The sequence below is a fragment of the Neisseria sp. P0001.S007 genome (assembly GCF_051963655.1).
Lineage (GTDB): Bacteria > Pseudomonadota > Gammaproteobacteria > Burkholderiales > Neisseriaceae > Neisseria > Neisseria subflava_A.
On sequence record NZ_JBQCUB010000030.1, the window covers coordinates 1 to 322 of the forward strand.

At 59.9% G+C, this 322-nt stretch carries 1 protein-coding gene; it reads right to left on the reverse strand.

Annotation, left to right across the window (positions count from 1 at the left end; genetic code table 11):
• Positions 1 to 322: hemagglutinin repeat-containing protein (locus tag ACTHRE_RS11085; RefSeq protein ID WP_440345100.1), on the reverse strand; the 322-nt coding region annotated here is incomplete at both ends.

The following is a 322-nucleotide window of genomic DNA, read 5'->3' on the forward strand; positions in this document are numbered from 1 at the left end:
AGTAATGTTGCTGCCTTGGACGGTAATGTCGCCCTCGCGGCTGCGGATATTGATGTCGCCGCCGGCTTTCAGGCTGCTTTGCTGGCTTTGGCGGTAGTTTTGGTTTTGTTCTTTGCTAGCGGTTTTAAAGCCGAAGCCGGCTTCGACGGACAAGAGGACGGCGCCTTGCTGTCCGGTTTGGTTTTTGACGGCGTCGGCCACTTTGCCGACGGAATCGGCCAGTTGGTAGGCTTGGGCGCCGGCGGCTAGACCCTGCAGGGCGCGGGTGCGGTCGTCGGCTTTGCTTTTGGCAGCACCTTCGGCAGCGTTGACCAGATCGATC